This is a genomic window from Streptomyces pseudovenezuelae (genome assembly GCF_029892565.1).
Taxonomy (GTDB): Bacteria; Actinomycetota; Actinomycetes; order Streptomycetales; family Streptomycetaceae; genus Streptomyces; species Streptomyces pseudovenezuelae_A.
The window spans coordinates 468,853-491,125 of the sequence record NZ_JARXVH010000004.1; the positions used below are offsets into that span (position 1 = coordinate 468,853).

17 protein-coding genes and 2 tRNA genes are annotated in these 22,273 nt (G+C 69.8%); 5 read left to right on the top strand and 14 right to left on the bottom strand.

The annotated features are described in order from the left end of the window. Nucleotides 1-128: 128 nt before the first annotated feature. Complete coding sequence (locus M2283_RS14935; protein ID WP_280876677.1) at nt 129-2,753, bottom strand: valine--tRNA ligase; 2,625 nt, start codon at nt 2,751-2,753, stop codon at nt 129-131. Nucleotides 2,754-2,889: 136 nt separating this feature from the next. Between M2283_RS14935 and M2283_RS14940 the strand changes: the two genes are divergently transcribed. Beyond that, nucleotides 2,890-3,831 (top strand): hypothetical protein, encoded by a 942-nt coding sequence (locus M2283_RS14940; protein ID WP_280876678.1) that lies wholly within the window; start codon nt 2,890-2,892, stop codon nt 3,829-3,831. A 77-nt stretch (nt 3,832-3,908) separates the two neighbouring features. Here the strand turns inward: M2283_RS14940 and clpX are convergent, their stop codons facing one another. From clpX to M2283_RS14965, 5 genes are all read right to left on the bottom strand, one after another. After that, nucleotides 3,909-5,198 (bottom strand): ATP-dependent Clp protease ATP-binding subunit ClpX, encoded by a 1,290-nt coding sequence (gene clpX / locus M2283_RS14945; RefSeq protein ID WP_280876679.1) that lies wholly within the window; start codon nt 5,196-5,198, stop codon nt 3,909-3,911. Between the two features lie 179 nt (nt 5,199-5,377). Continuing rightward, on the bottom strand, nt 5,378-6,058 hold the full coding sequence (locus M2283_RS14950) for an ATP-dependent Clp protease proteolytic subunit (protein WP_280876680.1): 681 nt from the start codon (nt 6,056-6,058) through the stop codon (nt 5,378-5,380). 50 nt (nt 6,059-6,108) lie between these two features. Continuing rightward, a complete protein-coding gene (locus tag M2283_RS14955; protein WP_280876973.1) occupies nt 6,109-6,714 on the bottom strand; it encodes an ATP-dependent Clp protease proteolytic subunit in 606 nt (201 codons plus the stop codon). A gap of 264 nt (nt 6,715-6,978) precedes the next feature. Beyond that, nucleotides 6,979-8,376 (bottom strand): trigger factor, encoded by a 1,398-nt coding sequence (gene tig / locus M2283_RS14960; RefSeq protein ID WP_280876681.1) that lies wholly within the window; start codon nt 8,374-8,376, stop codon nt 6,979-6,981. A gap of 162 nt (nt 8,377-8,538) precedes the next feature. Further along, nucleotides 8,539-8,615, bottom strand: a tRNA-Pro gene (locus M2283_RS14965). 166 nt (nt 8,616-8,781) lie between these two features. Between M2283_RS14965 and M2283_RS14970 the strand changes: the two genes are divergently transcribed. Further along, nucleotides 8,782-8,855: transfer RNA gene (locus tag M2283_RS14970), tRNA-Gly, on the top strand. Nucleotides 8,856-8,995: 140 nt separating this feature from the next. Here the strand turns inward: M2283_RS14970 and M2283_RS14975 are convergent. Further along, nucleotides 8,996-9,190: a hypothetical protein gene (locus M2283_RS14975; RefSeq protein WP_280876682.1), complete on the bottom strand. Its 195-nt coding sequence runs from the start codon at nt 9,188-9,190 to the stop codon at nt 8,996-8,998. A gap of 382 nt (nt 9,191-9,572) precedes the next feature. Here M2283_RS14975 and M2283_RS14980 point away from each other — a divergent pair, with 382 nt between their 5' ends. Further along, nucleotides 9,573-10,667, top strand: a complete 1,095-nt coding sequence (locus M2283_RS14980; RefSeq protein ID WP_280876683.1) for an acyltransferase family protein — start codon at nt 9,573-9,575, stop codon at nt 10,665-10,667. 13 nt (nt 10,668-10,680) lie between these two features. On the opposite strand, the gene M2283_RS14985 is transcribed toward M2283_RS14980, so the two are convergent. The 4 genes from M2283_RS14985 to M2283_RS15000 form a co-directional block, all read right to left on the bottom strand. Beyond that, a complete protein-coding gene (locus M2283_RS14985) occupies nt 10,681-11,124 on the bottom strand; it encodes an HD domain-containing protein (protein WP_280876974.1) in 444 nt (147 codons plus the stop codon). A 14-nt stretch (nt 11,125-11,138) separates the two neighbouring features. Next, nucleotides 11,139-13,571, bottom strand: coding sequence for an ABC transporter permease (locus tag M2283_RS14990; RefSeq protein ID WP_280876975.1), 2,433 nt, complete (start codon nt 13,569-13,571; stop codon nt 11,139-11,141). Continuing rightward, nucleotides 13,571-14,338, bottom strand: coding sequence for an ABC transporter ATP-binding protein (locus M2283_RS14995; RefSeq protein WP_280876684.1), 768 nt, complete (start codon nt 14,336-14,338; stop codon nt 13,571-13,573). The genes M2283_RS14990 and M2283_RS14995 overlap by 1 nt, the downstream gene beginning before the upstream one ends. Before the next feature lie 189 nt (nt 14,339-14,527). Further along, nucleotides 14,528-15,709 carry a PP2C family protein-serine/threonine phosphatase gene (locus M2283_RS15000; RefSeq protein WP_280876685.1) on the bottom strand — a complete coding sequence of 394 codons (1,182 nt, stop codon included), beginning with the start codon at nt 15,707-15,709 and terminating at the stop codon, nt 14,528-14,530. A 162-nt stretch (nt 15,710-15,871) separates the two neighbouring features. On the opposite strand from M2283_RS15000, the gene M2283_RS15005 reads away from it, so the two are divergent. Next, complete coding sequence (locus M2283_RS15005) at nt 15,872-17,101, top strand: GNAT family N-acetyltransferase (RefSeq protein ID WP_280876686.1); 1,230 nt, start codon at nt 15,872-15,874, stop codon at nt 17,099-17,101. A 52-nt stretch (nt 17,102-17,153) separates the two neighbouring features. Here the strand turns inward: M2283_RS15005 and M2283_RS15010 are convergent, their stop codons facing one another. Continuing rightward, entirely contained in the window at nt 17,154-17,963 is an 810-nt protein-coding gene (locus tag M2283_RS15010; RefSeq protein WP_280876687.1) for an Fpg/Nei family DNA glycosylase, read from the bottom strand. A 60-nt stretch (nt 17,964-18,023) separates the two neighbouring features. Then, complete coding sequence (locus M2283_RS15015) at nt 18,024-18,512, bottom strand: ribose-5-phosphate isomerase (protein ID WP_280876688.1); 489 nt, start codon at nt 18,510-18,512, stop codon at nt 18,024-18,026. 206 nt (nt 18,513-18,718) lie between these two features. Between M2283_RS15015 and M2283_RS15020 the strand changes: the two genes are divergently transcribed. Further along, nucleotides 18,719-20,137, top strand: a complete 1,419-nt coding sequence (locus M2283_RS15020) for an amino acid permease (protein ID WP_280876689.1) — start codon at nt 18,719-18,721, stop codon at nt 20,135-20,137. Here M2283_RS15020 and M2283_RS15025 read toward each other — a convergent pair. Beyond that, nucleotides 20,124-22,085 (bottom strand): protein kinase domain-containing protein, encoded by a 1,962-nt coding sequence (locus M2283_RS15025; protein WP_432423077.1) that lies wholly within the window; start codon nt 22,083-22,085, stop codon nt 20,124-20,126. The genes M2283_RS15020 and M2283_RS15025 overlap by 14 nt on opposite strands. Between the last annotated feature and the right edge of the window lie 188 nt (nt 22,086-22,273).

The following is a 22,273-nucleotide window of genomic DNA, read 5'->3' on the forward strand; positions in this document are numbered from 1 at the left end:
GGGTGGGCTTGGTCGGCGGGTGCGGGTGCGTTGTGGCTGGTCGCGCAGTTCCCCGCGCCCCTAAAGCAGACGGCATGAAGGCCCCGGCGCCTTTCGGTACCGGGGCCTTCACTGCCGTACAAGCCTGCTTACGCCTGGGGCAGCCTGTCCAGCTGGGACTTGATGCGGGCGATGTCCTCGTCCGCCTTGGTCAGGCGGCCTCGGATCTTGTCGACCACGTTGTCCGGGGCCTTGGCCAGGAAGGCCTCGTTGCCGAGCTTGGCGGTGGCCTGGGCCTTCTCCTTCTCGGCGGCCGCGAGGTCCTTCGCGAGGCGCTTGCGTTCCGCGGCGACATCGATCGTGCCGGAGAGGTCGAGGGCCACCTCGGCACCGGAGATCGGGAGCGTCGCCGTGGCCGTGAAGGCGTCGCCCTCCGGCTGGAGGCGCAGGAGCTGACGGATGGCCGCCTCGTGCGGGGCGAGGTCCGTGCCGTCGAGGGTGAGGCGGGCCGGGACGCGCTGGCCGGGCTGGAGGCCCTGGTCGGCGCGGAAGCGGCGGACCTCGGTGATGACGGCCTGGAGGGTCTCGATCTCGCGCTCGGCGGCCTCGTCACGGAAGCCGCTGTCGCCCGGCCAGTCCGCGATCACGACCGACTCGCCGCCCGTGAGGGTCGTCCACAGGGTGTCCGTGACGAAGGGGACGACCGGGTGGAGCAGCTTGAGGGTGACGTCGAGGACCTCGCCCAGGACCCGCTTCGAGACCTCCGCCGCCTCGCCGCCCGCCTGGAACGTCGTCTTGGACAGCTCGACGTACCAGTCGAAGACCTCGTCCCACGCGAAGTGGTACAGCGCGTCGGAGAGCTTGGCGAACTGGAAGTCGTCGTAGAACGCGTCGACTTCGGCCACCGTCTTGTTCAGGCGGGACAGGATCCAGCGGTCCGTCGCCGACATCTCCGAAGGAGCCGGCAGCGGGCCCTCGATCGTCGCGCCGTTCATCAGCGCGAAGCGCGTGGCGTTCCAGATCTTGTTCGCGAAGTTCCGGGACGCCTGGACCCAGTCCTCGCCGATCGGCACGTCGGTGCCGGGGTTGGCGCCGCGGGCCAGGGTGAAGCGGACGGCGTCGGAGCCGTACTTGTCCATCCAGTCGAGCGGGTCGACGACGTTGCCGAAGGACTTCGACATCTTCTTGCCGCGCTCGTCGCGGACCAGGCCGGTCAGCGCGATCGTCTTGAAGGGGACCTCGCCGTCCATCGCGTAGAGGCCGAACATCATCATCCGGGCGACCCAGAAGAAGATGATGTCGTGGCCGGTCAGCAGGACGTCGGTCGGGTAGAACTTCCGCAGATCCGCGGTCTGTTCGGGCCAGCCGAGGGTGGAGAAGGGCCACAGGCCGGACGAGAACCAGGTGTCCAGGACGTCCGTGTCCTGGCGCCAGCCCTCGCCGGTCGGCGGCTCCTCGTCGGGGCCGACGCAGACGACCTCGCCCTCGGGGCCGTACCAGACGGGGATGCGGTGGCCCCACCACAACTGGCGTGAGATGCACCAGTCGTGCATGTTGTCGACCCAGTCGAAGTACCGCTTCGACATGTCCTCGGGGTGGATCTTGACCCGGCCGTCGCGGACCGCGTCACCGGCGGCCTGGGCGAGCGGGCCGACCTTGACCCACCACTGCATGGACAGGCGCGGCTCGATCGTGGTCCGGCAGCGCGAGCAGTGGCCGACGGAGTGGGCGTAGGGGCGCTTCTCGGCGACGATCCGGCCCTGTGAGCGCAGCGCGGCGACGATGGCGCTGCGCGCCTCGAAGCGGTCCAGGCCCGCGAAGGGACCATGGACCGTGATGACCGCGCGCTCGTCCATGACCGTGATCGACTCCAGGCCGTGGCGCTGGCCGATCGCGAAGTCGTTGGGGTCGTGGGCCGGGGTGACCTTGACGGCGCCCGTGCCGAACTCGGGGTCGACATGCGTGTCCGCGACGACGGGGATCGTACGGTCGGTCAGCGGCAGCTTGATCCTCTTGCCGACGAGGTGCTTGTAGCGCTCGTCGTCGGGGTGGGCGGCGACGGCGGTGTCACCGAGCATCGTCTCCGCGCGGGTGGTCGCGACGACCAGCGTCTCGTCCCCCTCGCCGTACTTGATGGAGACCAGCTCGCCGTCGTCCTCCTGGTACTCCACCTCGATGTCGGAGATGGCCGTCAGACAGCGCGGACACCAGTTGATGATGCGCTCGGCGCGGTAGATCAACTCGTCGTCGTACAGCCGCTTGAAGATGGTCTGGACGGCCTGGGAGAGGCCCTCGTCCATGGTGAAGCGCTCGCGGCTCCAGTCGACGCCGTCACCGAGGCGGCGCATCTGGCCGAGGATCTTGCCGCCGTACTCCTCCTTCCACTGCCAGACGCGCTCGACGAACTCCTCGCGGCCCAGGTCCTGGCGGGACTTGCCCTCCTCGGCGAGCTGCTGCTCGACCTTGTTCTGGGTGGCGATGCCGGCGTGGTCCATGCCGGGCAGCCACAGCGCCTCGAAGCCCTGCATGCGCTTGCGGCGGGTGAGGGCGTCCATGAGCGTGTGCTGGAAGGCGTGGCCCAGGTGGAGGGAGCCGGTGACGTTCGGCGGCGGGATGACGATGGTGTACGGCGGCTTCTCGCTCTTCGCGTCGGCGGCGAAGTAACCCCGTTCTACCCAGCGCTCGTACAGCGGTCCCTCTACGTCGGCCGGCGCGTACTGGGTCGGCAGTTCGGTGTCGGGCGCTGTGGGCTGCTGCTGAGCATTCTCGGTCACGGGCCCAGTTTAGGGGTGTCGCGGGCGTGTCCCGAAACGCCTTTGTTCTGTAACGGTGCGGCCCCCGATGCAGTGCGGTCCCGGTGCCTGCGCCAGGATGTCAGGGCCACATAAACATCTGGAGGGGAACCCAGGAATGAGTCACAACCAGCCGGGCCCGTACGGCGGGCAGCCCCAGCAGCCCGGTCCGTACGGTCAGCAGGGCCCTTACGGCCAGCAGCAGCCGCAGGCGCCCCAGCCCGGCTACGGCTACCCCCAGCAGCCGCCCGCCCAGCCGCAGCCCGGTTACGGCTACCCGCAGCAGCCCCCGCAGGGCGTACCCCCGCAGCCCAACCCGTACGGCCAGCAGCCCTACCCGCCGCAGCCGCCGGCCTCCGGTGGCGGCGGCAAGAAGACGGGCCTGATCATCGGCGCGGTGGCGGTCGTGGCGGCGATCGCGGTCGGGGCGTACTTCGTGATCGGCGGGGGTGGCGGCAGCGGCTCGGGAGGCGTCAAGGACGACGGGGCGCACAAGTTGACGACGCCGGCGACCGTGCTGAACGGCGAGTACAAGAAGTCGGACGCAGACTCCGCTGACGAGATGACCGCCAAGGACAAGGCGGACTTCGAGAAGTGGGGGGTCAAGGACCCCAAGGACGCGAGCGCGGGCTACGCGAAGGGCACGGGGCTCAGCGCCAAGAACCTCTCCTTCAGCGGCGTCTACGGCACCATCGACGACCCCGAGGCCGTCGTCGACGCCATGTTCGCGAAGCTGAAGACCGAGTCCGAGAAGGACGACGGCAGCGGCGACAGCACCGGCAAGCTGGTCGGCAGCCCGGCGAAGGTCACGCCGGCCGGGTTCGAGAACGGCATCATGAAGTGCCAGGTCGCCGAGATCACGAACAACGACTCGTCGAGCACGAGCGCCGGTGCGGCCAAGACCATCAAGATGCCCATGTGCATCTGGGGTGACCACAGCACGGTCGCCGCGGTCACGTCCTTCGGCCTCGCCGAACTCGCCAGCGGCGACGGCGGTTCGGTCACCGACGTGGCCTCCCTGACGGCGAAGCTCCGCAACGACGTCCGCGTGAAGGCCTGACGCGGTAGGTATCAACATCGAAGGGGCCCCGGTCAGTTGACCGGGGCCCCTTCGATGCGTGCTGTGCCGCGCGGCGGTTACGCCGTCTTCTGCTCCCCCGGACCCCGTCCGTTCCGCGCGTCCCGCGGAATGAGGGTCGGGTTCACGTTGGAGTGGACGACGTCCGCCGTGATGACGACTCGGGCCACGTCCTTGCGGGACGGAACCTCGTACATCACGGACATGAGGACTTCCTCCATGATGGCGCGCAGGCCGCGGGCGCCGGTCTGGCGGAGGATGGCCTGGTCGGCGATGGCCTCCAGGGCCTCGCGCTCGAAGTCCAGTTCCACGCCGTCGAGTTCGAAGAGACGCTGGTACTGCTTCATCAGCGCGTTGCGCGGCTCGATCAGGATCTGGAGCAGCGCCTCGCGGTCCAGGTTGTGGACCGAGGTGATGACGGGGAGGCGGCCGATGAACTCGGGGATCATGCCGAACTTGACCAGGTCCTCCGGCATGACGTCCTCGAACTGGTCCTTGGCCTGCAGCTCCCGCTTCGAGTGGATCGTCGCGCCGAAGCCGATGCCCTTGGCGCCGGCCCGCGACTCGATGATCTTCTCCAGACCGGCGAAGGCACCGCCCACGATGAACAGCACGTTCGTCGTGTCGATCTGGATGAACTCCTGGTGCGGGTGCTTGCGTCCGCCCTGCGGCGGCACCGAGGCCGTGGTGCCCTCAAGGATCTTCAGGAGGGCCTGCTGAACGCCCTCGCCGGAGACATCGCGGGTGATCGACGGGTTTTCGCTCTTACGGGCGACCTTGTCGATCTCGTCGATGTAGATGATCCCGGTCTCGGCCTTCTTGACGTCGTAGTCCGCCGCCTGGATCAGCTTCAGGAGGATGTTCTCGACGTCCTCGCCGACGTAACCCGCCTCCGTCAGCGCCGTGGCGTCCGCGATGGCGAACGGCACGTTCAGCATGCGGGCCAGGGTCTGGGCGAGCAGGGTCTTGCCGGAGCCCGTGGGACCGAGCAGAAGGATGTTGGACTTCGCCAACTCGATCGCGTCGTCACGGCCGTTGGCGCCACCGTTCTCGCCGGCCTGGACGCGCTTGTAGTGGTTGTAGACCGCGACGGACAGGGCCTTCTTCGCGGGCTCCTGGCCCACGACGTAGCCCTCCAGGAACTCGTAGATCTCCCGCGGCTTGGGGAGTTCCTCCCAGCGGACCTCACTGGTCTCCGCGAGTTCTTCCTCGATGATCTCGTTGCAGAGATCGATGCACTCGTCGCAGATGTACACACCAGGCCCTGCGATGAGCTTCTTGACCTGCTTCTGGCTCTTGCCGCAGAACGAGCACTTGAGCAGATCGCCGCCGTCACCGATGCGTGCCACGGTGTGCTTCCCCTTCGCCTGGGAGACGCCTAGATCCAGCGGCTCCTGGTGCTGCCTTAATCCGACGGTACCTTGCCGGGCCCCCCGTTCGGGCCCCCCTTGGCGCGGTTCACTTTGACGTGCAGCGTGTCAAAGCACATCAACCATGCCAAGGGGCGGCAGACGATACAGCCTTCCGTCTAGGAGACGGCGGCGTTGTTCATCTTCCGGGTGGAGATGATCTGGTCGATCAGACCGTAGGAGAGCGCCTCCTCGGCGGTCAGGATCTTGTCGCGCTCGATGTCCTCGCGGATCTTGTCGATCGGCGTGGTGGAGTGCTTGGCCAGCATCTCCTCCAGCTGCGCGCGCATCCGCAGGATCTCGTTGGCGGCGATCTCCAGGTCGGAGACCTGTCCGCGGCCGGTCTCGCTGTAGGGCTGGTGGATCAGCACGCGCGCGTTCGGCAGCGCCATGCGCTTGCCCGGCGTACCGGCTGCGAGCAGGATCGCGGCGGCGGAGGCCGCCTGACCCATGCAGACCGTCTGGACATCGGGCTTCACGAACTGCATCGTGTCGTAGATGGCCGTGAGCGCCGTGAAGGAGCCACCGGGGCTGTTGATGTAGACCGAGATGTCCCGGTCGGGGTCCATCGACTCCAGGCACAGCAGCTGCGCCATGACGTCGTTGGCGGAGGCGTCGTCGATCTGGACGCCGAGGAAGATCACGCGCTCCTCGAAGAGCTTCGCGTAAGGGTCGTACTCGCGCACGCCCTGCGAGGTGCGCTCCACGAAGCGCGGGATGACGTAACGGGACTCCGCCGTGGGACCCGTGTACTCGGCGCGCGTGCGGTCGAACAGGCCGCTGCCGGGGAAGTCGTTCACTGTCTCTCTCCTAGGGGCTGAGGCGGTCGGCTGTGGGCTTGCAGGGGGCCTCAGGCCCCGGTGCCGCCGCCGCCCGGCATGTTGGCTGCCGTCGTGATGACCTCGTCGATGAGGCCGTAATCCTTGGCCTCGTCGGCGTCGAACCAGCGGTCGCGGTCCGAAGCGCGGGTGATCTCCGCGAACGACTGACCGGTGTGCTGGGAGGTCAGCTCCGCCATGCGCTTCTTGGTGTGCAGCAGGCGCTCGGCGTGGATCTTGATGTCGGAGGCCGAGCCGGCCAGGCCGGCGGACGGCTGGTGGATCAGGATCTCGGCGTTCGGCAGCGCGAAGCGCTTGCCGGGCGTGCCCGCGCTGAGCAGGAACTGGCCCATGGAGGCGGCGAGGCCCATGGCGATCGTCACCACGTCGTTCTTGATGTACTGCATGGTGTCGTAGATCGCCATGCCGGCCGTGATCGAGCCGCCGGGGCTGTTGATGTAGAGGTAGATGTCCTTGTCCGGGTCAGCGGCGAGAAGCAGCAGCTGCGCGGTGATCTTGTTGGCAATGTCGTCGTCGACCGGCTGGCCGAGGAAGATGATCCGCTCGCCGAGCAGCCGGTTGTAGACCTGGTCGCCGAGGCCACCACCGATGGAAGGCTCGCCGGCGGCGGAGGGCATCAGATTCGTCACGTATCCACCTGCTCGTCTTACGACGGCGCCGGGCCGTCTTCACGTGTTCCCGTCCGGGGGGCTGCAAAAGGGACTCTCCGGCCCCCGTACTCATGGACCCTAACGCGCAGGCCCGTCCGGTGAATCCCGGGAAGGGTGGTGTTCGCCGGGGGCGTAGCTGTCCACGGCGGACGGTCGGCTCCGGGTAGGCGAACGGGCCCCGGGGTCAAAGCTCCCCAGGGCCCGTCCTACGCCCTACAAGGCGCCGTGGGCTCAGCCCTCGGTCTTCTCCTCGGCCGGGGTCTCCTCGGTGGCGGCCTCGGCCGTCTCGGGGGCCTCGACCGTCTCGGCGGTCTCGTCCTCGTCGTCGAGGTCGATGACCTCGCCGTTGGTGTCCTTGACCGTGGCGGCCTCGACCACGATGGCCAGGGCCTTGCCGCGGGCGACCTCGCCGACGAGGAGGGGCACCTGGCCGCCCTCGACGACGGCCTGGGCGAACTGGTCGGGGGACATGCCGGAGGAGGCCGCGCGACGCATGAGGTGCTCGGTGAGCTCCTCCTGGTTGACGTTCAGCTTCTCCTGCTTGACCAGCTCGTCGAGGACGAACTGGGTCTTGATGCCCTTGACCGCGGCCTCACTGGTCTCGGTCTCGAACTCCTCCTCCGTCTTGCCCTGGATCTCCAGGTACTTCGGGAGGTCGAGGCCCATCTGACCGAGCTGGTGGTGCTCCAGGTTGTGCTTGCGGGTGTTGATCTCGTCCTCGAGCAGCTTCTCGGGGACGGGCACCTCGACGAGCTCCAGGAGCTTGTCGAGCACGCGCTCCTGGGCCTGGGTGGCCTGGTCGTACTGCTTCATGTTCTCGAGGCGCTTGCGGCTGTCCGCCCGCAGCTCCTCCAGGGTGTCGAACTCCGAGGCGAGCTGCGCGAACTCGTCGTCCAGCTCGGGCAGTTCACGGGCGGCGACCTGGGTGACCTTGACGGTGACCTCAGCCTCCTGGCCGGCCGCGGAGCCGCCCTTGAGCTCGGAGGCGAAGGTGGCCTCGCCACCGGCCTCCAGGCCCTTGACGGCGTCGTCGATGCCCTCCAGCAGCTCGCCCGAGCCGATGGTGTAGGAGACGCCGCTGGCGATGCCGTCCTCCAGCACCTCGCCGCCGACCTTGGCCTCCAGGTCGATGGTGACGACGTCGCCGTCCTCGGCGGCCCGCTCGACCGGGGAGGTCGACGCGAAGCGCTCGCGGAGCTGCTCGACCGACTGGTCGATGTCCTCCTCGGTGACCTCGACGGCGTCCACCTCGACCTCGATGCCGGAGTAGTCCGGGATCTCGAGGGCCGGGCGGATGTCGACCTCGGCGGTGAAGTTCAGCGTCTCGCCGTCCTTCAGGTCGGTGATGTCGACCTCGGGCTGGCCCAGGACATTGAGCTCGGCCTCGTTGACCGCCTCCGTGTAGAACTTCGGGAGGGCGTCGTTGACCGCCTCCTCCAGGACCGCACCGCGGCCGAACCGCTGGTCGATGACGCGCGCCGGGATCTTGCCCTTCCGGAAGCCCTTCACCGTGACCTGCTGGTTGATCTTCTTGTACGCCGCGTCGAGGCTGTCCTTGAGCTCCTCGAAGGGCACCTCAATGCTGAGCCGAACCCGAGTCGGGTTCAGGGTCTCGACGGCGCTCTTCACGGTTGGGTCTCCTTGGGGCTGACTTTAGGGATCGTGCCCGGCTGCAGAGACACACGGGCATGCAGCTTGCATAGTAACGGCAGCGGCGACACGCCCCAAAGGCGATCAAGGGACTCGATCACCGGACGTGATCGCGTGAGTGCGCCGGTGTCGACCGGCAGCTGGTCGGGGTGGCGGGATTTGAACCCACGGCCTTCCGCTCCCAAAGCGGACGCGCTACCAAGCTGCGCCACACCCCGTCTGGTGCGACACGTAGGGTACATGCCCGCAGGCCATGGGACCGCCGCATTTCACCAGCGCCGGTCACTAACCGGTACGGACGGGAAACGGGGTGTGCGACGAGGCGTGGTGACCCGCTACGATGCCTTGTGTGCCGCGGTCGCTCCGACCTGCGGCGCGCGTTGCGCGGGCGTAGCTCAATGGTAGAGCACCAGTCTTCCAAACTGGCTACGCGGGTTCGATTCCCGTCGCCCGCTCCATACGACCTCAGGGCCCGGTTCACCCGAACCGGGCCCTGAGGTGTTTTCGCGCGCGTGGACCTCGCCCTCGGCCCGTCACCGAGGGCAGCACAGAGCCGAGTTCCGGGCGGACCCGGAACGAGAGAGCTGGAACCGGAGACCTAGAACTGGATCGAGTTGATGGTCTCCGCTATGGAGTTCAGGAACCGTTGGATGTCGTCGGCCATGCCGGTCGAGGCGAGGAAGAAGCCGAACAGCACGGCGACTACCGCCGGGCCCGCCTTGATCGATCCCCCCCTGAGCAACACCACCAGGATGATCGCCAACAGCAACACCACTGACAGCGAAATGGCCACAACTCATCACACCCTCGGTCGGTCCGCTCACCCGGCCCGGGGGACGCGACCTCGCGCACCCCGCCAGGACCATCGTGCCACCAACCCGGCCCAGGTATGCGGCGCGTGAGGCATCGTCGGCCACTCCTGTGCCTGACCTTTGCCTTGACCATGAGCCCCGGCGCGCCCCAACTGGGAATTCGGCAGCATGGTTTCCATACCCACACAGTGTGTTCGCAGGCATTTCGAGCAGGTATTTCACGGGAGTTGACCGTGGCCTCTATGCGTCATTTCGTCGGGATTAAACGTGACAAGACGGGCGGCGGGAGGGCATCCAAGGCCTTAACCAGGAATAACGCGGCGAGTTTTACGAATAGCCGGGGTCGCCGCTAAGGTGCCTCAGATGTTCCAAGAGGCGACACGGCGCACACCCGACAAACAGCGCGACGCGTTCTTCGACAACGCCAAGTACCTGGCGATCGTGTTGGTCGCCATGGGCCACTCGTGGGAGCCGCTGAAGGGCGGCAGCCGCATCCTCGAGGGTGCCTACACCGTCGTGTACGCCTTCCACATGCCGGCGTTCATCATCATCTCCGGCTTCTTCTCCCGCAGTTTCGACATGCGCCCCGACCGCCTCCGGCGGCTGGTCACCGGCGTCCTGGTCCCGTACGTGATCTTCGAGACGGCGTACAGCCTCTTCCAGCGCTACGGCAATGACGACCCGGGCATGAAGGTCACGCTGCTCGACCCGTGGTTCCTGACCTGGTTCCTGGTCGCGCTGTTCATCTGGCGGCTGACCACCCCGCTGTGGAAGAGCATCCGCTGGCCGCTGCCGGTCGCGCTCGGCGTCGCGATGTTCGCGTCCGTCTCGCCGGAGATCGGCGACGACCTGGACCTGCAGCGGGTGTTGCAGTTCCTGCCGTTCTTCGTGCTGGGGCTGTGCCTGAAGCCGGAGCACTTCCGGATGGTGCGCACGCGGACGATGCGGATCGTGGCCGTGCCGGTCTTCGTCGTCGCGCTGGCCGTGGGCTGGTGGGCGGTGCCGCGCATGAACACCGCGTGGTTCTACCACCGCGACGCCGCACAGGAGTTGGTGGCGCCCTGGTGGTCGGGCCCGGTCATGGTGCTCGCCCTGTTCGGCTGCTCGGTGCTGCTGACCGCCTGCTTCTTCGCCTGGGTGCCGGGCCGCCGGATGTGGTTCACGACGCTCGGCGCGGGCACGCTCTACGGCTATCTGCTGCACGGCTTCGTCATCAAGGCCGGTGAGTACTACGGCTGGTTCGACCCGAAGTGGCTGCACCGGCCGCTCGGCGAGATCTTCGCGACGCTCGTCGCGGGCGCCGTCGTCACCGCGCTGTGCACCGCGCCGGTGCGAAAGGTCTTCAAGTTCGCGATGGAGCCCGAGATGAAGTGGGCCTTCAGGCCCGACCCGGCGGAGGCGGCACGCGACCGCGAGACGCGGGAACAGCGGGAGCAGCGCGAGAAGGTCTCCGCGTAGCCGGTCCCCCGGTTCAGTCACCCTCCAGACCGAGAAGTGCGCGCATGCGTGCGTACTTCTCGGTCAGTCGTGTCCGGGTCGCCTCGTCGTCCAGGCGGGCGAGGCGGGCCGGGTCCGCGTTGTGCGCCAGGTCGGCCCGCTTCACCAGCAGGGCGCCCGGGGTGTCGAGGATGCGCCGGGCGTACGCCTCCGGGGCCTCCCCCGCCCGCTTGGTGACCGCGCGCACGATGTCCTTCGTACGCCGGCTCAGCGCGGCCCCCTCCAGCCAGTGCGCGGAGCGCGCGTCGTCCTCGACGGCGTCGTGCAGCCAGGCCGCCGCGATCTGGTCGTCGTCGCCACCACGCGCGCGTACGCCCTCGGCGACGGCCCGCAGGTGCTCGGCGTAGGGCCGTCCCGCCTTGTCGGTCTGGCCCTCGTGGGCGGCGCGGGCGGTGGCCTCGACCTCGGCCAGGGTCATCGGATCGGTGCTGGTCACCCGTCCAGTGTCCCCTTGCGCAGGGCCGCGCGGGCGGGAAGGGTCGCGGCGGTCAGGCCGAGGACGACGATCGCGCCGGCGAACGAGCCGTAGATCAGCGGGGGTATGTAAGGCCCTTGCCCGGTCAGGCCGTTCATCATCGGGACCAGCGTGGCGAGGGCGATGGCCGTGCCCAGGGCGATGCCCGCGAGGGCGACCAGGAGGGCCTCCCAGCGGATCATCCGCAGCACTTGGCGGTGGGTGGAGCCGATGAGGCGGAGCGTGCCGAGTTCGTCGCGGCGGTCGAGGACGGTCATCACCAGGGTGTTGACGGCGGCGACGGCCGCGAAGCCGCCGAGGACGCCGGCCATCACTCCGTTCGCCCACGCGTTGAGCTCACGGTCCACGGACTGGGCGGTGGTGTAGTCGCCGCGGTCCAGGACCGTGCCGTACGCCTTCAGGCCCTGCTCCGTACCGCCCTTGGTCCACAGTTCGGTGTCGAAGGCGGAGCTGACGTGGGTGGCGAGGTCGGCGCGGGCCATGGTGACCTGGGACAGCCCCATGCCGCGTCCGTACGTCGCCACGACCACCGGCGAGGCCTTGGTGCCGTCGGGCAGGCGCAGGGCGAGCCGGTCGCCGACCTTGACGTCGGCGCTGTCGGCGAGGGAGGCGTCGACGGCGATCTCCCCCGGTTCCAGGGAGAGTCGGCCGTGCTCGACGTCCAGATCCTGTACGGCGGCCAGGTCGCGGACGGAGCCGGTGACGCCCTGTGCGGTGGCCGAGTCCAGACCGCCGGTGATCGGGACGAGCACGGAGGTCTTCAACAGGCCGACGGCGGCGGTGACTTCGGGGGTGCGCCCGGCCTGGCGTACGGCGGCGGGGGTAAGGCCCGGGTCGGCGGTGACGACGTGGTCGGCGAGGAGGCCGGCGTGCTGCTGGTCGGCGGTGACGCGTTCCTCGCTGGTGTGCATGAAGACCAGCACCGAGGAGAAGGCCATCGCGAGCACGATCGGGGTGATCGCGGAGGCCAACCGGCGGGCGTTGGTACGGGAGTTGGCGGCGGCCAGCGCTGCGGGGGCGCCGGCGCCGCGCAGCGGGAGGCCGAACAGGGCGGCGCAGGCGCGGGCCACGAAGGGGCCCAGCAGCGCCACCGCGAGCATGAAGAGGCAGACGATGCCCAGGGCCGCGTTGGCCGCGTCCTCGCCCGTGAGGGAGGCGGACAGGCCCGCGCAGACGCAGCCGCCGGCCGCGGCGGCGATGCCGAGCGGTGTGCGGATCCAGCCGGGCCGCAGCCGCTCCACGGACGCCTCGGTCAGCGCCTGGCCCGGCTTGATGCGGGAACTGCGGTGCGCGGCCATGTATCCGGCGCCGAGGGCGGTGAGCAGGACCGCGCCGGTCGCGGAGACGAGCGGGATCCAGGAGACGGACAGGTCGACGGCATCCGGAACCGCGCCCTTGGCCTTCAACTGCCCGAACCACCAGGTGGCCAGGGCGATTCCGGGCAGACAGCCGAGGGCGCCGGCGAGCGGGGCGATCAGCAGGGTCTCGGTGGCGATCGTGCGGCGGATCTGGCGCGGGGTGGTACCGAGGGCGCGCAACAGGGCGAACTCGCGGGCGCGTTGGCCCACGGCGAGCGCGACGGTGCCGGCCGCGGTGAAGACGCCGACCATCGTGGCGACGCCGCCGAAGGAGCCGCCGATGCCCATGAGGGTCTCCTTGGCCTCGGCCAGCGTCGGGTCCTGGACGCCGCCGCGGTCGTTGCCGGTGTGCACCTCGGCCCGCCCGCCGAGGGCGTGCGCCACCTGGGACTTGAGGGTCCCCGTACTGACCCCGGGCTTCGGCAGCACCGCCACGGCGTCGATCCGGCCGGGGTGACCGGAGACCCGCAGCGCGTCGGAGTCGGCGAGCCAGGCGGTGGCGTCCCGGGTGCCGGTGGTGCCGGAGACGCGGTAAGTGCGGGTGCCGTCAGGGGTGTTGAGGCTGACGCGCTCGCCGACGGAGGCCGTCTTCCCGCCCAGGACGACCTCGCCGGAGTGCGGCGCGCGGCCGGCGGCGAGCTGCTCGCCGGTGAAGGTGGTCGAGGCCCAATTGTGGGCGGTGAGCGGGCCGTTGGGACCGCCGACGGAGAAGGTGACGTCGGCGACGGCGGTACGGGCGCCGGGCGCCGAGGCCGCCGCTGCCACGAGCGAGTCGTCGAGGCGGGCGCGGTCGGTGATCGGTTCGCTGTCCGCGTCGTCACCGTGCCCGTAGTGGGCGCGCTGGTCGGCGGCGACCACGACGGGCGCGTCGGCGTACCGGCCGGCGGGGACCTTGGCCCGTACGCCGGTTTCCAAGAGGATGCCGCAGCCCGACGCGATCATCGCGGCCATCGCGAGCGCGATGAACGTCCCCACGAAGGCCGAGGGCCGGAAACGGAGGGCCGCGCGGGCGAGGCCGTTGGGGGCGAACATCACGCCGCCGCCGGTGCGTACGTCGGGCGGGTGGTGAGGGCTGTCATGCGGGACGCGATCGTGGTGGCCGGGGCGCGGTCCAGGTGGTCGGCTATCTCGCCGTCCGCCAGGAACAGGACACGGTCGGCCCAGGCGGCGGCCGTCGGGTCGTGGGTGACCATGACGACGGTGGCGCCGTGGGTGTCGACGGCGTCGCGGAGCAGGGCGAGGATCTCGGCGGCCGTCGTGGTGTCCAGGGCGCCGGTGGGCTCGTCGGCGAAGACCACGTCGGGGCGGGTGACCAGGGCGCGGGCGATCGCGACGCGCTGCTGCTGTCCGCCAGAGAGCTGGCCGGGGCGGCGGCGGGCCTTGTCGGCCAGGCCGACCTGGGCGAGCACCTCGGCGGCGCGGCGGCGGTCAGGGCGGTGGCCTGCCAGTCGGGTCGGCAGGACGACGTTCTGCTCGACCGTGAGGGACGGGAGCAGGTTGAAGGCCTGGAAGACGAAGCCGAGGCGGGTGCGGCGCAGCGCGGTGAGCTTGTTCTCCTTCATGCCGGTGATCTCCGTGCCGCCCAGGCGGACGGTGCCCCGGGTCGGGCGGTCGAGGCCTGCCGCGCACTGCAGGAACGTGGACTTGCCGGAGCCGGAGGGGCCCATCACGGCGGTGAAGCTGCGGCGCGGGAGGGTGAGGTCGATGCCGCGCAGGGCGTGGACGGCGGTGCCGCCTCGGCCGTAGCGGCGGGTCACTCCGTGCAGTTCCACGGCCCACTCGCCCGAGATATCTGGCATGCCTGATTTCTTCCGGTCCGATGACATGTCTCGAACGTACGGAGCGGAGGAGGGTCGGGACGATGAGGGCGGCTGGCGGATCCGGGCGGGGGAAAACCCCACCGTGCGGCTTTTTGGCAGGTGTCCGGTGGTGGTGCTCGGGCAGGGGTGGGTCGCGCGGCCCGGCGCTGACGGGGTGCCGCCTGGAGGCTAGGCAGGCCTCGCTGCCGCCGTCGGACCTTCCCTGCACACCAGCAGCAGCGCCCGGTCGTCGTTCACGTCCTTCGCCACCGCCTCGATGAGGTGCCAGGCCGCGCCGTGGAAGCCGCCCGCGACATAGCGGTCGGCCTCGCCGGTGAGGCGGTCTATGCCCTCGACGATGTCGCGCTCGGAGGTCTCCACCAGACCGTCTGTGAACAGCATCAACACGTCCCCGGGGCGCAGCGACCCCTTCACAGGGTCGAACTGGGCACCGTCGTACACACCCAGGAGCGGCCCGTCGGCGGCCTTCTCCTCCCAGCGTCCGCTGCCCGCGCTGAGCTGGAGCCCCGGCGGGTGGCCCGCGGAGTAGAGCTCGTAGTCGCCGGAGTCGAGGTCCAGGACCAGGTGGATGGAGGTCGCGAAGCCCTCGTCCCAGTCCTGGCGCAGGAGGTAGCCGTTCGCGGCCGGAAGGAAGGCGTGCGGGGGCAGCGAGCCGAGCAGGCCGCCGAACGCGCCCGACAGCAACAGGGCGCGCGAGCCTGCGTCCATGCCCTTGCCGGAGACGTCGGTGAGGACGACCTCCATCGTGCGGCCGCCGTTCGTCCGGGCCGCGACCACGAAGTCGCCCGAGAAGGACTGACCGCCCGCGGGCCGCAGGGCCATCTCCCGGTGCCATCCGTCCGGCAGCGTGGGCAGCTTGCTCTGCACCCGGATCCGTTCACGCAGGTCGAACAGCATCGTCCCGCCACGCCGCCACGGCACGCCCACCCGGCTGCGGAACTGCGCGACCAGCAGCCCGAAGAACCCGCACGCGGCGACCACCAGCACCACACCCGGCGTGACCCGGGACGGCCCTTCGGTGTACGGACCGAGCTGCACGGACTCCACGATCAGCGCGGTGGCCGCCGCGGCGTACAGCGCGAGCAGGCTCGCCGGGCGCAGCAGCAGACCGCCCGCGACGATCGGCAGGACCAGCGCGGCCGGCGAGCACCACACCGAGTTGGCGAGGGTCGTGGCCGCGATGATCGGGACGGTGAGCAGCAGTCCGGCCAGCGCGACCCAGTCGGAGCCGTCGCCGCGGAAGTAGTCCACGGCGCTTCTGCGCATGCCGACGCGAGCCCGGTGCCACTGCATCTTCAACCGGGCCGTGAACGTGTCGGCTTCCGCGCGCCGCTCTCGTCCTGCTGCCATTAGTTCGGGACCCTATCCATCGGACCAGCCGCTTGGCACGGGAGGTCCCACTTGTCCCCCGTCCGAGGCTCAACTTCACAGTGAACTTCACCAGAAGGCGATCCGTCGCCGCCAAGGAGAAATTCCCTGGCTCGTCACTCAATGCCCTGATAGGGATGGTTCATGGGGACTGACTTGCGAGTGCTGCGGCAGGACGACTGGGACAAGTGGTACGAGAACCTCATCCGCGCCTTCGGCGGGGTGCAGGAATCACCGGAGGAACGGGCGCTGTGGCGCGAGCGCACCGAGACGGACCGTTCCCTCGGCGCCTGGGACGGTGACGCGTGCGTCGGCACGGCGGGTGCCTTCAGCTTCCGGCTGACCGTGCCGGGCGGCGCCCCGGTGCCGGCGGCCGGCGTCACCATGGTCTCCGTGGCCGCCACGCACCGGCGGCGCGGAGTGCTGACGTCGATGATGCGGCGCCAGCTGGACGACGTACGGTCCTGGGGCGAGCCGTTGGCCGTGCTGACGGCCTCCGAGCCCGCGATCTACGGGCGGTTCGGGTACGACATCGGCACGCACCACGCCAACGTCGAGGTGGAAACCAGTCGGGTCCGGCTGACCGTGCCGCCCGGCACCGACGAGGTGCGCCTGCGGTACGCCGCTCCGGCCGACGCCCTCGAAGCCTGCGAGGCCGTGTACGCGCGCACGGTGTCCGGGCGGCCCGGCATGCTCGCCCGGCTGCCGGGCTGGGACCGGCTCTGGCTGCTCGACCCGGAGCGCGAGCGGGCGGGCGCGTCACCGCTGCAGTGCGTGCTCGCGGAGCGGGACGGCGAGGTCGTCGGGTACGCGCGGTTCCGGGTGAAGCCGGACTGGGAGACCGCAGGCCCCAAGGGCACGGTGGGTGTGCAGGACGCGGAGGCCCTCGACCCGGCGGCGCACGCCGCGCTGTGGCGGTTCCTGTTCGAGATCGATCTCACGTCGTCGCTGGTCGCGCGCGGGCGCCCGCTGGACGAGCCGTGGCTGTACATGGTGTCCGACATCCGCCGCTGCGGGCTGCGCATCCGTGACTCGCTGCACGTGCGGCTGGTCGACGTCGGGGCGGCGCTGGAGGCGCGCACCTACCAGGCGCCGGTGGACGTGGTGTTGGACGTCGAGGACGCCTTCTGCCCCTGGAACACGGGCCGTTGGCGGCTGTCCGGCGACCCGAAGGGCGCGTCCTGCACACGCACCGAGGACCGGGCCGATCTCGCGCTGTCCGTACGGGAGTTGGGGGCCACCTACCTCGGCGGCGTCACCCTGGGCGCACTCGCCGGGGCCGGCCGGGTGCGGGAGCTGCGGCCCGGCGCGCTGGCGGAGGCGTCGCTCGCGTTCGCGTCCACGGTGACGCCGTGGCTGCCGCACGGGTTCTAGACGGCGGTCTCCATGACGTCACGTCCAGGACGCGCGGCTCACCGCAACAGGCTCACTTCTGCTGGCAGTCGGGGCACCAGAACAGGTTGCGGGCGGCGAGGTCGGCGGTGCTGATCTCGCCGCCGCAGATGTGGCAGGGCAGGTTCGCCCTGCGGTAGACGTACACCTCGCCGCCGTGGTCGTCGACGCGCGGCGGGCGGCCCATCGCCTCCGGCAGGTGTGCCGGGCGGACGGTGTCGATGCGGTTGTTGCGGACGCCCTCGCGCATGAGGTCGGCCAAGTCGCCCCAGACGGCGTCCCATTCGGCCGGGGTGACGTCCTTGCCGACGCGGTAGGGGTCGATGCCGTGCCGGAAGAGGACCTCGGCGCGGTAGACGTTGCCGACGCCCGCGATCACCTTCTGGTCCATGAGCAGTGCGGCGATCGTCGTACGGCTGCGGGAGATCCGGCGGTACGCCGCCTTCGGGTCGGCGTCGGCGCGCAGCGGGTCGGGGCCCAGGCGCTCGTGTATCGCGTGCTTCTCGGTGTCCGTGATCAGCGCGCAGGTGGTGGGGCCGCGCAGATCGACGTACGACGTGGTGTTCGCGAGCCGCAGCCGGACCGTGTCGGTGGCCGGCGGAGCGGGCGCGTCGCCGAAGTTCACCTTGCCGAACAGGCCGAGGTGGATGTGGACCCAGTCGCTGTCGCGGAAGCCCAGGAAGAGGTGCTTGCCGTGGGCCTCGGTGCGGGTGAGTGCGGCGCCGTCGAGGAGTGCGGCGGCGTCCGAGAACTTGCCCTGGGGGCTGGTCACGCGCGGTGCCGTGCCGGAGAAGCGGTTGGCGTAGTCCGACGCCAGCCGGTGGATCGTGTGCCCCTCTGGCACGGTGCCTGTTCCTTTCCAGCCCCGGGGACCCGGTCCCCGGGGGCGGCCCGATAGTGCGACTCAGCCCTGCTGCGGGTGGTGCGCCGGGATCGGGGGCAGTTCGCCCGTCGTCTCGTACGCGTTGAGCATCTCGATCCGGCGGATGTGCCGCTCGCCCTCGGAGAACGGGGTGCCCAGGAAGGTCTCGACGAACTTCGTGGCCTCGTCCGCGGTGTGCATACGGGCGCCCACGGCGACGACGTTCGCGTTGTTGTGCTGCCGGCCGAGCGAGGCGGTCTCCTCGCTCCAGGCCAGGGCCGCACGGACGCCCTTCACCTTGTTCGCGGCGATCTGCTCGCCGTTGCCCGAGCCGCCGATCACGATGCCGAGGGCCTCGGGGTCGGCCGCCGTGCGCTCCGCGGCGCGCAGGCAGAACGGCGGGTAGTCGTCCTCGGCGTCGAAGATGTGCGGGCCGCAGTCGACGGGCTCGTGCCCTGCCGCCTTGAGCCACTCCACGAGGTGGTTCTTGAGTTCGAAGCCGGCATGGTCGGAACCGAGATACACACGCATGGTCCGAGTGTGACACGGCTGTTTCAGGGAAGCAGCGCCGGGTGTCCAGTCGGAAAAATACACCCCCCACCACGGAACCTCAAGAAAACCTCAAGTAACGATCTGGATTCAGAGGTTCACGAATCCATTCACCTCCGATTCACTGGACCGACCCGTACACCCCCCGGTACGGGAGACCGCTCACCCGGCGCAAAGGAATTCCCCCCATGACTGGTCTGCAGGCCGGACTCAAGAACCGGCATCTGTCGATGATCGCCATCGGTGGCGTCATCGGCGCCGGCCTCTTCGTCGGTTCCAGCTCCGGCATCGCGACCGCGGGCCCCGGCATCCTGCTGTCGTACGCCCTCGTCGGCACGCTCGTCGTCCTCGTGATGCGGATGCTCGGCGAGATGTCCGCCGCGAACCCCACCTCCGGCTCCTTCTCGGCCCACGCCGACCGGGCGCTCGGCCGCTGGGCCGGGTTCTCCATCGGCTGGCTGTACTGGTTCTTCTGGGTCGTGGTGCTCGCGGTGGAGGCCACCGCCGGTGCCAAGATCCTGGAGGGCTGGATCCCGGCCGTGCCCCAGTGGGGCTGGGCGCTCATCGTGATGGTGGTGCTGACGGCCACCAACCTGGTCTCGGTCGGCTCCTACGGCGAGTTCGAGTTCTGGTTCGCCGGGATCAAGGTCGTCGCGATCGGCGCGTTCATCATCGTCGGCGCGCTCGCGGTGTTCGGCGTGCTGCCGGGCGTGGACAGCGACAAGGCGGGCCTCGGCAACCTCACCGACCACGGCGGCTTCCTGCCGCACGGCCCCGGCGCCATCCTGACCGGCGTACTGCTCGTCGTCTTCTCCTTCATGGGCAGCGAGATCGCCACCCTGGCCGCCGGCGAGTCCGAGGACCCGCAGCGCGCGGTCACCAAGTCGACCAACAGCATCATCTGGCGCATCGGCGTCTTCTACCTGGGCTCGATCTTCATCGTCGTGACCCTGCTCCCCTGGGACGACGCGTCGATCAAGGAGCAGGGCTCGTACGTCGCCGCGCTCGACTCGCTCGGTATCGCGCACGCCGGCCAGATCATGAACTTCATCGTGCTGACGTCGGTACTGTCCTGTCTCAACTCCGGCCTCTACACGGCCTCCCGCATGGCCTTCTCGCTCGGTGAGCGCGGGGACGCGCCGAAGGCGTTCGCGAAGACGACCTCGCGCGGTGTGCCGCTGACCGCGATCGTCTGCTCCGTCGTCTTCGGCTTCGTCGCCGTGTTCTTCAACTACAAGTTCCCGGACTCGGTCTTCCTCTTCCTGGTCAACTCCAGTGGCGCGGTGGCTCTGTTCGTCTGGCTGGTCATCTGCTTCTCGCAGCTGCGGATGCGGCGGATCATCCAGGCCGAGGCGCCGGAGAAGCTGGTCGTGAAGATGTGGCTGTACCCGTATCTGACCTGGGCGACCGCCGCGTTGATCGTGTTCGTGCTCGGCTACATGCTCGCGGACACCGAGCACGACGGACGCGAGACCGTGCTGCTGTCGCTGCTGGTCGCCGCGGTCGTGCTCGCCATCGCCTTCATCAAGGAGAGGGTGCGGCGAGGCGCCCCGACGGCCGCCGAGGGCGTGCCCGCCGAGACGCCGGCCAAGGTCAAAGCACCGTGAAGCTGTCCCTGACCCGGTTGTAGGTCTCCAAGGCCTGGGCTTCGATCGGCGGTTGGTACCAGGTGTTGATCTGGTACGACCTTCCCTCCTGGTCGAAGCCCAGCAACCGGGCGTGCCACTGCACGCCCTTGAGTGTGAAGGTGTACTCCCACACGACCGCCGGGTTGCCGCGGAACGTCGTCTTCTCCAGCCGGATCTTCTGGTAGCCCTGGCCCTGGTGGGCGTTCTGCTCCGAGGTCTCCCAGCTCCGCATCAGATCGCCGCGGGCGATGGCCGACTTGCCCACCAGCTCCTGCCCGCCGTCCGGCGAGGTGTAGTGCACCTCCGCCCCCGTCTTCAGATCTCGCCGCCAGCCGGTGGGTGTCGCCCACGCGAACCCACCGGCTTCGCGGTGTGCGCCGGGCGGGAGGCTCTGGGGGCGGGCGGTGCCTTCGACGGTGGGCGTCGGGCCGGCGGGAACGCTGGGAGAGGTGGATGCGGAGAGGGAGGACGAGGCGGAGGCTTGCGGGGACGTGGAGGAGTCCGCCTGATCGCCGCCCGGTGAGCCGGAGTTGGCCAGGAGGACTGCCGCGACGATGGTGCCGGCGGTGACCACTCCGACGGCGGCCACGACAACTGCACGGCGACGGCCGCGACTTGGGGTAGCCGGGACCGCGGGGTCGGGAAGGTCGGCCGCGGGTGTGCGGAGAGGGTGGGGGCCCAGGTCGGGGCGGGGCGCGGCGGTACGGGCGGCGGAGGCTGGGCGGCGCTGGGTCGGTGCATGGGCTCGGGTCAGGGAGACGCTTGTGGCCTGTGGGGTGATCGGGCCCGCGGGTGGTTCCGAGCGGAGTTCGGACGGGACTTCGGTGGAGGCGTTGGAGACCCGGAAGTCGTGGGTGTCCGCCCGGTTCTCGGCGGCGGAGGGGGCGATTGCGGGGCGCTGGGTCGGCGGGGCGTCCTCGATGGGTCCGGGCAGCCGTGGGTCGCGCAGTTGGCGGAGGACCCGGGTCCGGACGTGGGCCGGGGTGGCCGGCGCGGGCTCCGGGGTCGGCTGCGGCTCGTCAGGCTCCTCCGCGCGCGCCGGTTCCTCTTCCCCTCCCTCAGCCTCCTCTCGTACCTCCTCTGCCTCTCGTACTTCCTCCGCCTCCCCTACCTCCTCCGCCTCCCTTTCTCCCGCCGGCTCCTCTCCCCCGCCAACAGGCATCGTCGGCATGGTCGTCGGGAACGCCACCGGGCGCAGGGCCGCTTCCAGTTCGTCCAGGCCCGGGCGGGTCGAGGGGTCCTTCTCCAGAAGCGCGGCCAGGACGTCTCGCAACGGGCCCGCCGAGGCGGGCAGTACGGGCTCCTCGTAGAGGACCGCGTGGAGTGTGGCCAGGGTGGTGTCGCGGGAGAAGGGTGAGCGGTCGCCGAGTGCCGCGCACAGCGTCGCGCCGAGGGACCAGACGTCGGACGGCGGGCCCTGGGGGCGACCGGATATTCGCTCGGGGGCCATGTAGTCGGGCGAGCCGACGAGCATGCCGACCATGGTCAGTGCCTTGGCGTCCTGCATCGCGGCGATGCCGAAGTCGGTGAGGACGACGCGCTGTCCGGCGTCCTCGACCAGGACGTTGCCCGGCTTGATGTCCCGGTGCAGGACGCCGCGTTCGTGCACCTGGCGCAGCGCGGTGACCAGGCCGACGCCGATGCGGGCGGCCCGGCGCGGGTTGAGGGGACCGTCCTGCGCGGTCATCTGTTCCAGGGAGCGGCCGACGACCAACTCCATGACGATCCACAGGCGTTCGCCCTCGTCCACCACGTCGTACACGCGCACGACGTTGGGATGGTCGATCCGGGCGGTGGCCCGGGCCTCGCGCAGGGTGCGCTCGCGCCGGGTCCTGGTGTCCTCCGCGTCCAGGCCGTCTATGCGCATCTCCTTGACGGCGACCGGGCGGTCGAGTATTTTGTCGGCGGCTCGCCACACACGCCCCATTCCCCCCTGGCCGATACTTTCGACCAGGCGATAGCGCCCCGTCACCAGCAACCCTGGAACACCACCGCTTCTCGTGTTTCCCGTATTCCCCGGCAATCCGCTGCACCCCCTCAGCTATCCCCACCGTTCGTCCACGGATACACAATGGTCACACTTCATGCCGTACCAGCATAGTGGTGAGAAATCTT

What these genes read in the sequence shown, in the direction of transcription:
- M2283_RS14985 (WP_280876974.1), bottom strand. Translation starts at nt 11,124, where the DNA reads ATGACCCTGGCCGAGGTCGAGGCCACCGCCCGCGCCGCCCACGAGGGC.
- M2283_RS15025 (WP_432423077.1), bottom strand. Translation starts at nt 22,085, where the DNA reads ATGGGGCGTGTGTGGCGAGCCGCCGACAAAATACTCGACCGCCCGGTC.
- M2283_RS14955 (WP_280876973.1), bottom strand. Translation starts at nt 6,714, where the DNA reads ATGCCCTCCGCCGCCGGCGAGCCTTCCATCGGTGGTGGCCTCGGCGAC.
- M2283_RS14990 (WP_280876975.1), bottom strand. Translation starts at nt 13,571, where the DNA reads ATGTTCGCCCCCAACGGCCTCGCCCGCGCGGCCCTCCGTTTCCGGCCC.
- M2283_RS15005 (WP_280876686.1), top strand. Translation starts at nt 15,872, where the DNA reads ATGGGGACTGACTTGCGAGTGCTGCGGCAGGACGACTGGGACAAGTGG.
- M2283_RS14980 (WP_280876683.1), top strand. Translation starts at nt 9,573, where the DNA reads ATGTTCCAAGAGGCGACACGGCGCACACCCGACAAACAGCGCGACGCG.
- M2283_RS15015 (WP_280876688.1), bottom strand. Translation starts at nt 18,512, where the DNA reads ATGCGTGTGTATCTCGGTTCCGACCATGCCGGCTTCGAACTCAAGAAC.
- M2283_RS14995 (WP_280876684.1), bottom strand. Translation starts at nt 14,338, where the DNA reads ATGCCAGATATCTCGGGCGAGTGGGCCGTGGAACTGCACGGAGTGACC.
- M2283_RS14940 (WP_280876678.1), top strand. Translation starts at nt 2,890, where the DNA reads ATGAGTCACAACCAGCCGGGCCCGTACGGCGGGCAGCCCCAGCAGCCC.
- M2283_RS15000 (WP_280876685.1), bottom strand. Translation starts at nt 15,709, where the DNA reads ATGGCAGCAGGACGAGAGCGGCGCGCGGAAGCCGACACGTTCACGGCC.
- M2283_RS15020 (WP_280876689.1), top strand. Translation starts at nt 18,719, where the DNA reads ATGACTGGTCTGCAGGCCGGACTCAAGAACCGGCATCTGTCGATGATC.